The organism is Streptomyces himastatinicus ATCC 53653 (assembly GCF_000158915.1).
In the GTDB taxonomy this organism is placed as follows: Bacteria; Actinomycetota; Actinomycetes; order Streptomycetales; family Streptomycetaceae; genus Streptomyces; species Streptomyces himastatinicus.
In genome coordinates this window covers 10598729-10607635 of the sequence record NZ_GG657754.1, presented here as the reverse complement: position 1 = coordinate 10607635, position 8907 = coordinate 10598729, and the positions used below count along the sequence as shown (strand labels likewise).

Sequence of the window (8907 nt, the reverse complement as noted above, 5' to 3'; positions counted from 1 at the left end):
CCTCCGTATGCGTCCACGTGGCCGCTGACCAGGAAGCAGTGACGACATGGAACTGACCGAAGCAGTCCTCACCCGCCGAAGCCAGCAGCAGCTGACGGATCCCGCACCCGACGACGAACAGTTCACCCGGCTCCTGCGGACCGCGTCTGCCGCGCCGGACCACGGACGGCTGCGGCCCTGGCGGTGGGTCCTCCTCAGGGGCGGGCAGCGCGCCCGGCTGGGGCGGGCCCTCGCCGCGGCAGGCGCAGACGACGCGCAGGCCCGCGCGGCGCTCAAGCCGTTGCGGGCGCCCCTGCTCGCCTCGATCGTCTTCGTTCCCCGGCAGAACACCAAGGTCCCGCGGTGGGAACAGCTGGCCGCTACCGCGGCGCTGGTGCACTGCCTGGAGCTGCTGCTCCACGATCACGGCTGGGGAAGCATCTGGCGCACCGGGCACGGTCTTGAGTCCCCCGCGGTCCACGACGCCCTGCGCATCCGGCCCGGGGAACAGCTGCTGGGCTGGCTGTACATCGGCACCCCGCATCCGCACCGCTCGACGGCTCCTAAGCCGGTGCGCGACGTACACGACACCATCACCCGGCTGGGCGCCTCGATCGAGTCGTCAGCGGCGTGAGGTGCTCTTGGTGGTGGTCTTCCGGTAGCCGAAGGGCCCGGGGAGGTCCATCGAGGTCGTCCTGCGGCCGGTCGAGGAGTAGGTGCGCTTGGCGTCGCCCTTGCCGACCGTGACGGAGACGGACTTGCGGTTGATGTTGAGCCGGACGCCAGGAAGGATGCGGAAGCTCTTGCGGAAGGTGACGGGCACGATGACTCCTTTCCTCGCCTCCTCGCGTTCCCCGCACGCACGTTCGTACGCGGCCCGGGCTCCCGGAGACGCTTCACCAACAGGGCGGTGACGGGCCCGTCACGCCCGTACTGCCACCCTTTACCGGGAGAAATGCGCAATGGGAGGGGTTTCGTCCGATGCCACCGACGAAGGCCCTCGCGCTGCGGCCCGGGGCGTCGAAGAGGGTTCCCGCCCCGGCGAACCCGGTGAAGGAACGGCCGGACGTACGCGGCCCCGCGCGGCACCCGTTGCCCGCGTCCAACGCGGCGGTATCGGCGGCGCTGGCCGCCGGGCGCGGACCGGCGCCGCCTCCGCCGGACCGGCTGCCGGACGCCGGACAGGACACGGTCGGCAATGGTGCGGTCGCGGCGGCCGCGGCCTCCGGGAGCGCCCCGGAGGTGACGGCGCGGCCCGGCCCAGAGGCGGATCCGAAGTTCGCGGCGCTGAAGAAGGACGTACGGCACAAGAAGCGCTCGGTGGCGGCCTCGCACCCGCCTCCGCGGTCCGAGGCGGCGGCGGCGCAGGACGCGGCGCTGCCGCCCAAGGACGACGAAGAGGCGCAGGGCAAGACGGCCAACGCCGAGAAGATGAACGAGGCCGAGCCGAAGGAGTTCGACAAGGAAGCGTTCATCAGGGCGGTCGAGAAGGCGATCGCGGAGAAGGCGCCGAAGAACCTGGACGAGGCGGACAAGTTCGCCGACTCCGGCAAGGCCGAAGAGGTGCGGGCGCAGGTCCAGGGCCAGGTCGGTCAGGGCAAGTCGGACTCGGCCGAGCAGATCTCCACGACGACCGCGGCGCCGCCGGACACCTCGGCGGCCGTGCCCAAGAAGGTCGTCCCGCTGGCCGCCGACCGGCCGCCGGGGACACCGGGGACGCCGGATCCGGCGAACGCCGTACCCGACACGCTGCCGCCATCGGCCACCGACATGTCCGCGGGGCCCGCCCAGGTCGACCAGCGGATGGCGGACGCACAGGTCACCGAGGTACAGCTGAAGAAGTCCAACGAACCCGCGTTCGGCAAGGCACTGGGCGAGAAGAAGGCCGCTGAACGGCATTCCGCGGCGGCCCCGGGACGGTTGCGCAAGCACGAGGCGGGCGAGCTGCGCGAGTCCACCGCGCGGGCGAAGCGGCTCGGCGCCGCGGCCATGGGCGCGATGGGCGCCCAGCGGGTGCGCACCGGGCAGCAGGTCGGCGCGGGCAAGTCCGGCGCCAAGGGCCGGGACGAGGACAAGCGGGCCCAGGTCACGACGGTCCTGCAAGGTGTCTTCGACACGATGAAGAAGGACGTCGAGTCCATCCTCGACGGCCTCGACAAGCTGGTCGACGACCAGTTCGGCAGGGGTGAGAAGGCGGCCCGGGACGACTTCACCGCCGAGCACAAGCGGAAGATGGAGGAGTACAAGGAGCGTCGCTACTCGGGTGCGACGGGCAAACTGCGCTGGGTGCGGGACCTGTTCGCGGGGCTTCCCGCGGAAGCCGACAAGATCTTCGACGACGCCCGCGCCCACTACGTCCGCCGGATGCGGCAGGTGATCTCCGACGTCGCGGACACCATCGGCGGGGAGCTGAACCGGGCGAAGCGGCGCATCGCCGACGGCCGGACCGAGATGCAGACCGCGGTGCGGGCGCTCCCCGCCGATCTGCGGTCCATCGGCCGGGAGGCAGCCGCGGAGTTCACCGACAAGTTCGACGAACTCACGCAGTCCGTGGACGACAAGGGCACCCAGCTCGTCGACACCCTGGCCACCAAGTACACCGATGCGCTGAAGTCCGTCGACGACGAGATCGCCGCGGAGAAGGAGAAGAACAAGGGCCTGGTGGCCAAGGCCGTGAACGCGGTCAAGGCCGTGATCGACACCATCCTGGAGCTGAAGCGCCTGCTGCTGTCGGTGCTCGCCAAGGCCGCGCAGGCGGTCATGCTGATCCTCAAGGACCCGATCGGCTTCCTGCGCAATCTGGTCTCGGCCGTCGGCGCCGGGCTGCGGCAGTTCCTCCAGAACATCGGCCGCCATCTGCAACAGGGCATCCTGTCATGGCTGTTGGGCAAGACGGCCGAGGCGGGCATCGAGGTGCCGGCGAAGTTCGACGCCCAGGGCGTCCTGAAGATGCTCGCCTCCGTACTCGGGCTGACCTGGCAGTCGGTCCGCGCCCGGATCGTCCGCAAGGTGCCGACGATGGAACCGGCGGTGACGGCGGCCGAGACCTCGGTACCCCTGGTCGCGGAGGTCCGCAAGCGGGGCGTCGCGGGGATGTGGGACGACCTCAAGGCGCGCGTGGGCGACCTGAAGAAGGACCTGCTCGACAAGGTCATCGCGTATGTGACGCCCACGATCATCGAGGCCGGGATCATGTGGGTGCTCTCGCTGCTCAACCCCGCGTCCGCGTTCGTCCGGGCGGTGAAGCTGATCATCGACTTCGTGCGCTTCATCGTCACCCAGGCGCGCCAGATCTTCGAGTTCGTGAACGCCGTACTCGACGCGGTCATCGCCATCGCCAGGGGCGGCAGCGGCGGCGTACCGGGCCTGATCGAACGCGCCCTGGCCCGCTCCATCCCGGTCCTGCTGGGCGTGTTGGCCGCGGTCCTGGGCGTGGGCGGCATCGCCTCCCGGGTGAAGCAGATCGTCCAGGCGATGTCCAAGCCGGTGAACCGGGCGGTGGACTGGGTGATCGACAAGATCGTGGGCCTGGTGAAGAAGCTCTGGGCCAAGATCAGGTCGAAGTTCGACAAGAAGAAGCCGAAGCCGAAGCCCAAGGCGAAGGACAAGGCGAAGGACAAGCAACGGCCGGGCAGGCCGCGCCGGCGCAAGCGTCCGGACCAGCGGCGCAGGCCCCGCAAGGACGACCGGCGCAGGCCGAAGCGCAGGCGGGACCCGAAGAAGAGGCGGCCGGACAAGAAGCGGCGGGACAAGCGGTCCGCGGCGGACAAGAAGCGGGCCCTCGACGCCGCCGTACGGGACGCGACGCGGCTGCTGGGCGAGGAGTCGGCGACGGTCAAGTCCGTACGGCGCGGGCTCCCGGGCATCAAGCGGCGGCACCGCCTCACGCGGATCCGGCTCGCGAAGGTGACCGGGGACAAGTACCGCATCAAGGTGGCCATCAACCCGGAGGCGGAGACCCCGGTCGAGGACCTGGGGGACAAGTTCCCCTACAAGATCGGCCCGGCCGAGGGAAATTTCAAGATCAGGAAGCATGGGAAGGCGGTCGACCAGCTCAACCCGATCAAGAACATTCCCATGGCGGGGAGCGACCCGAGGACCGGCTTCGTCGTCAACATGGCGGCCGTCCCCAGCGAGGTGAAGAAGAACCCGGGCATGGCCGCCCGCTATCTCCACGACGCCTGGAAGAGCCCCGAGACCAAGCACTTCGGGCCGGTGAGCACCGCCGTCGTGATCGGCGTGAACACCTTCGAGCACCTCGACCAGAAGAACGACAGCAAGGTACTCAACGAGGCCATCGACGCCGTCAAGCGGCCGCTCAAGCTCATCATGGCCGTGTTCGGCTTCATCTGGACGCCCAAGTGGCTCCACAACGACGGCCGTGAGGTCCCCATGGCGGAGGTCCGCAAGAAGTACCGGCAACTGACGAACGACGAGAAGCGCGTCGCGGAGAAGCACGAGAAGGGCCTGCGCGACAAGGACGCGCTCCCCTACGGCCTCTTCCGCGAGGAGGTGACGAACTCCTCGTACACCCGCGAGGCGACGGCCATCCTGTCGCACGCCAACGACCAGGTCCACATCCTCGGCCAGGACGCCGACACCGGGGTCGCGGTGTCCGAGACGACGGGCGTCCTCGCCGCGTACAAGCGGATCCTGGACGCGATGGCGAGCCATCCGCAGATCACCATCGGCGGCTACCGCTTCAAGGGTTTCAACTGGAGCCCGGAGGGTGACCAGCGCCCCAAGCAGCTCACACTGCTCGCCAACGAGCTGGACCGGGCGATCCGGGTCGTCATCGGCAAGAAGTTCCCGCAGATGCTCTACCCGACCGAGCCGAACATGCTGATCAAGGCGTGGGACCGGCACCGGCCGGACGGCCTCTTCCAGGACAGCCGGCTGGGCGCGCTGCGCCGCATCCAGGGCGGGCTGTACGGCGTCGGCAGCGCGGAGGGGCGCACCCTGCGGATCCGGTACCGGGAGGTCTTCGGCGAGGAGCTGCCGGTCGCCTACGTCCCCGAGGCGTCCACCACCACGAGCCCGGAGCCGGGAGACCGGGACCGGGGACTGACCGTGGAGCCGTCGGACGTCCAGCTGGCCGCCCGGGGCAGGATGCGGGCCAAGGGCGGTGCGGAGGAGGCCATCCGCGTCGCGCACCGGATGTACGCGCTCATCATCCAGTCGCAGTCCTACACCAGCGCGCACACCCTCTCCCGGGAGTACTTCCACGCGAATCCCGGGATGTCGAAGAGGCTGCGGTTCACGTTGCGGGACACCGTCTTCGTCCATGTGGAGAACGTCGCGATGCTCATGGCCGACAACCCCAGGCTGACCGCCCAGAGCCCGAGCATCAAGGCGGAGCTTCAGCGGCTGGCGGAGACCGTCGAGCGGCTCGTCCGCGGCGCGGGCGGCGACGAGGGGCGCAAACGGGCCGTGCAGCGGGCCCGCGATCTGACCTCGGACATCATCAAGGCGATGACCGCCCCCGAGCTGTACACCTACTGGGAGAGTGTCGGCACGGCCCTCGACGAGGCCATGAGGGACGCACCGGAGAGCGGAGGGGACGCGCAGTGAACCCGGAGACCGTCGCCCGGCTGCGGGAGGCGGCGTCGCGCGAGGACTACGCGTCGATGGCGCGCCTGGCGCGGGCGCTGTACGACAGCGGGCTGGGGCCGCGCGAGGTGCTGCGCGAGTGCTACGGTGCCGACTTCCCCGAGGAGGTCTTCGTCATCGTCGGTGCCGGGCTGTCCTCCCTGGACCTGCTGGCCTACTTCGCCAATCAGCCCTGGCAGCTGGCCGTCCCGCCCGAACAGGGCGGCCCCGCCGACGTTCCCGGCCCGCTGGACGACACCGAACGGCTGGTGCTGTCCCTGGACCCCGGTTTGCTGCCGCTGGTGCAGATTCCCGCGGCCACGTCCGCCGGGGACGACCACATCGTGTGCTACCGGACCGAGGAACTGCGGGCGGGCCGCCCCACCGCCTTCTGTCTCCGCTCGGCGGCCTACCCCTACAGCGAGGTGCGCGACGCCGAATCCACCACCATTGAGTGTTCCCTGCTCGACGTGTTGTACGAGGTGCACGCCGACGAAGCGCGCCGACTCGACGAGGAATCGCGGCAGCCGTGGAACCGGGGCGCGGGGTCCGTGGACCGCGCCGAGGTGGAGCAGGCGCGCGCCTCCCTCGCACTGGTCGAGGAGCTGCGGCGGAAGGCGGCAGGGCGTCAGGAGGGCTGAGCGGCCTTCGGCTTCGGCGCCATCACCGCCACCACGACGGGCGGGGCCGGGACGGTGCTCGTCTGGGCCGCCGCGCCCGCCACGGCCGCGTTGCCCACCTGGTTCTGGCCCGCCGCCAGGAGCCGTTCGAGCGCGTTCGGCGACTGCGGCGCGGCGGGAGCGGGAGCCGGGGTCTGACGGGTGGCCGTGGCCGTTTCCTGCGGCCGTGCGGGTGGCACCGGGGCCACCAGTCGGTGCAGGGAGAGCGGGGGTTCGGTGGGCAGCATCGGCGTTTCACCCCTGGGTCGCGTCGTCGAGAAGGTGGGCGTGGGGGCCCAGTTCGGCCGGGCGGAGCAGGCGGGCCTCGCGCTGGAACTGGCGTGCCACGCCGCGGACGATATGGCGCATGCCGATCGTAGCGCTGTTACCGTCCGCCGCGGAGAGGGCGGCGGTGCGGGCCGCCGCGGTGATGCCCGCGCCGGTCATGTCGAGGCGGGCCAGGGCGTCCAGGTCCACGTCGGGGGCGAGCGGGGCTTCCCGGGGGAAGACGAGGCGCCATAGCCTGCGGCGTTCGGCGGCGGACGGGCGGGGGAAGTGGACGACGAAGTGGAAGCGGCGGGTGAACGCCGGGTCGATGTTGTCCTTGAGGTTGCTGGTGAGGATCACCAGTCCGTCGCTGGCCTCCAGGCGCTGGAGGAGGTAGCCGACTTCGAGGTTGGCGTACCGGTCGGTGCCGTGCTTGACCTCGCCGCGTTTGCCGAAGAGGGCGTCGGCCTCGTCGAAGAGCAGCACCGCGTGGCTCTCCTCGGCCTGCCGGAACGCGGTCTCCATGTTCTTCTCCGTCTCCCCCACCCACTTGGAGACGACCTGGGCGAGGTCCACCTTGAGCAGCTCCAGGCCCAGCATGCCGGTGACGATCTCGGCGGACATGGTCTTGCCGGTGCCGGGCTCGCCGGTGAAGAGCGCCTTGACCCCGCCGTGTCCGGAGCGGCGGGCGAAGCCCCAGCTCTCGGCGATCCGGGGCCAGGCGCGGAACGCCGAGGCGATCTCCAGGATCTGGCGGAACTGGACGTCGGGCAGGACCAGGTCGTCGACGGTGCGGCGGGGCACGATGGAGTGGACGGCGCTGCCGCTGCGTCCGCGGGTGACGGTGGCGATGGCGGGCTCGACATGGTCGGCGACCGGCTCCGGGCGCCCGTTGCCCGCCAGGCGCGCCCCGGCGTCCGCGACCGAGGCGACGGCGCGCAGTTCGCCGCCGCTCATCCGGTACCGGACGGCGAGGTCTTCCAGGAGCGGCCCGTCCAGGTCCGGGAGCGCGGCGGACCACATGGCCCGGCGGTCGGTGAACCCCGGTGCGGGCACGGTGAGTTCGGCGTAGGCGCGCGCGGCGAGCAGGCCCGCGGGGCGCCAGGGTTTCAGGCCGGTCAGGCACACCGGTACGCGTGAGCGCAGCAGTGCGGCGGAGATCGCGTCGGCGTGGGGCCGCCGCTGCTCGCCGTGCAGGTCATCGGTGGGGATCCACAGCACCGCGCCCAGTGCGGCGGCCGTCCGCAGGTCGGCCTCGGGGTCGGCGGTCAGGGTGCGCAGCGGTGCCTGTGCGGCGCGGGTCAGGGCCTGGACGGCGTCGAGCTGGCCGTCGGGCGGGCAGCCCCACAGCCCGGCCAGGTCGAGATCACCGGAGCCGAGCGCGCGGCCCAACCGGATGAGCTGGTCCGAGGACAGATAGGGGGACAGGACGCGCGGTTCGGGTGGCGCGACCTCGCCGGGGTCGTGGCCGAGCAGTCCGACGTCGCCGCCCCAGCCGAGCAGGAAGTCCAGCACCCCGGGGCCGAGGACCAGTTCCTGGGCCAACTCGACCGCGGCCTCGCCGTGCGCGCGCAGCAGACCGTAGCGGCGCAAGGTCCCGGACGGGCCGAGGGAGCGGCGCAGGGCGAGGCGGGCGGGTGCGCTGTCCGTGCCGACGGTCACCAGCAGTTCGACGCTGGGGAGGCGCCGGTTCAGGTTGTCCACGATGTAGGCGTAGATCCGCTCGTAGCCGCGGTCCAGTTCGGGCGCGGCGACCAGCAGCAGCGCGTCCTGTTCGGCGCGGGTCAGGCCGAACCGGGTGGCGAGGGCGTCCAGGGGCAAGGTGGTGCCTTCGGCGGCCGCGCACCGCCTCAGGTCGCGTTCGGCGTCCGGCTCGGGCCGCGGGGGTGCGTACGGCTCGGCCATGGTGTCGGTGAAGGCGTGCACTTCACCGAGGAGGACGTCGACCTGTTCGTCGGTGACGCAGTACGGGGTGAGGTCCGGCCGGGTGAGCCGGGCCGCGAGCAGCGCCTGCCGTTCGACGGCGGCCCGTAGCGCCCGGTGCGCCTCGGCGAGCCGGATCCGCAGGTGCTCCACCGCTGGTTCGCCCATGTGCCTCACCCGGCCGAGAAGGTCAGGGTCCGGCCGCCCAGCCAGACCACGTCGGGCACGTCGGCGAGCAGGCCGCCGCGCAGGAGGTCCGCGTGGCGCCGTCCCATCGGTACGCGCACCCGGACGGCCGCGCGCTCGGAGCGCACCGTGGCCTCCAGATCGGCGAAGCGGTGCAGGGCCAGGAGCGGATCCGGTGTCTCGCGGTCGCGCCACAGCGTCCAGGCGATCGTGGACAGGCCGAGCGCCGCGGCCAGGGTGACGGTGCGTTCCAGGCCGGCGTGCGGCGCGAGCGGCACCGCCCGGCGCTCGGCGACCAGGGCGG

6 protein-coding genes and 1 pseudogene are annotated in these 8907 nt (G+C 71.5%); 3 read left to right on the top strand and 4 right to left on the bottom strand.

Annotated elements, in window-relative coordinates; genetic code table 11:
- Positions 1 to 46: 46 nt before the first annotated feature.
- Positions 47 to 613 carry a nitroreductase family protein gene (locus SSOG_RS44685; RefSeq protein WP_009720939.1) on the top strand — a complete coding sequence of 189 codons (567 nt, stop codon included), beginning with the start codon at positions 47 to 49 and terminating at the stop codon, positions 611 to 613.
- Here SSOG_RS44685 and SSOG_RS44680 read toward each other — a convergent pair.
- Complete coding sequence (locus tag SSOG_RS44680; protein WP_009720938.1) at positions 602 to 802, bottom strand: DUF4236 domain-containing protein; 201 nt, start codon at positions 800 to 802, stop codon at positions 602 to 604. The two genes, SSOG_RS44685 and SSOG_RS44680, sit on opposite strands and share 12 nt — an antisense overlap.
- Before the next feature lie 158 nt (positions 803 to 960).
- On the opposite strand from SSOG_RS44680, the gene SSOG_RS55240 reads away from it, so the two are divergent.
- Both SSOG_RS55240 and SSOG_RS44670 read left to right on the top strand, forming a co-directional pair.
- Positions 961 to 5550: a phage tail protein gene (locus SSOG_RS55240; RefSeq protein WP_009720937.1), complete on the top strand. Its 4590-nt coding sequence runs from the start codon at positions 961 to 963 to the stop codon at positions 5548 to 5550.
- Positions 5547 to 6209, top strand: coding sequence for a hypothetical protein (locus SSOG_RS44670; RefSeq protein WP_009720936.1), 663 nt, complete (start codon positions 5547 to 5549; stop codon positions 6207 to 6209). Before SSOG_RS55240 ends, SSOG_RS44670 begins: the two co-directional genes overlap by 4 nt.
- Here SSOG_RS44670 and SSOG_RS44665 read toward each other — a convergent pair.
- From SSOG_RS44665 to SSOG_RS44655, 3 genes and pseudogenes are all read right to left on the bottom strand, one after another.
- Positions 6197 to 6475: a hypothetical protein gene (locus SSOG_RS44665; protein ID WP_009720935.1), complete on the bottom strand. Its 279-nt coding sequence runs from the start codon at positions 6473 to 6475 to the stop codon at positions 6197 to 6199. The genes SSOG_RS44670 and SSOG_RS44665 overlap by 13 nt on opposite strands.
- Positions 6476 to 6482: 7 nt before the next feature.
- The gene (locus tag SSOG_RS44660) at positions 6483 to 8585 is read right to left on the bottom strand and encodes an ATP-binding protein (protein ID WP_039940265.1); all 2103 of its coding nucleotides are present in this window, start codon (positions 8583 to 8585) and stop codon (positions 6483 to 6485) included.
- 5 nt (positions 8586 to 8590) lie between these two features.
- A pseudogene (locus tag SSOG_RS44655) lies at positions 8591 to 8907 on the bottom strand (hypothetical protein); the annotation flags it as partial.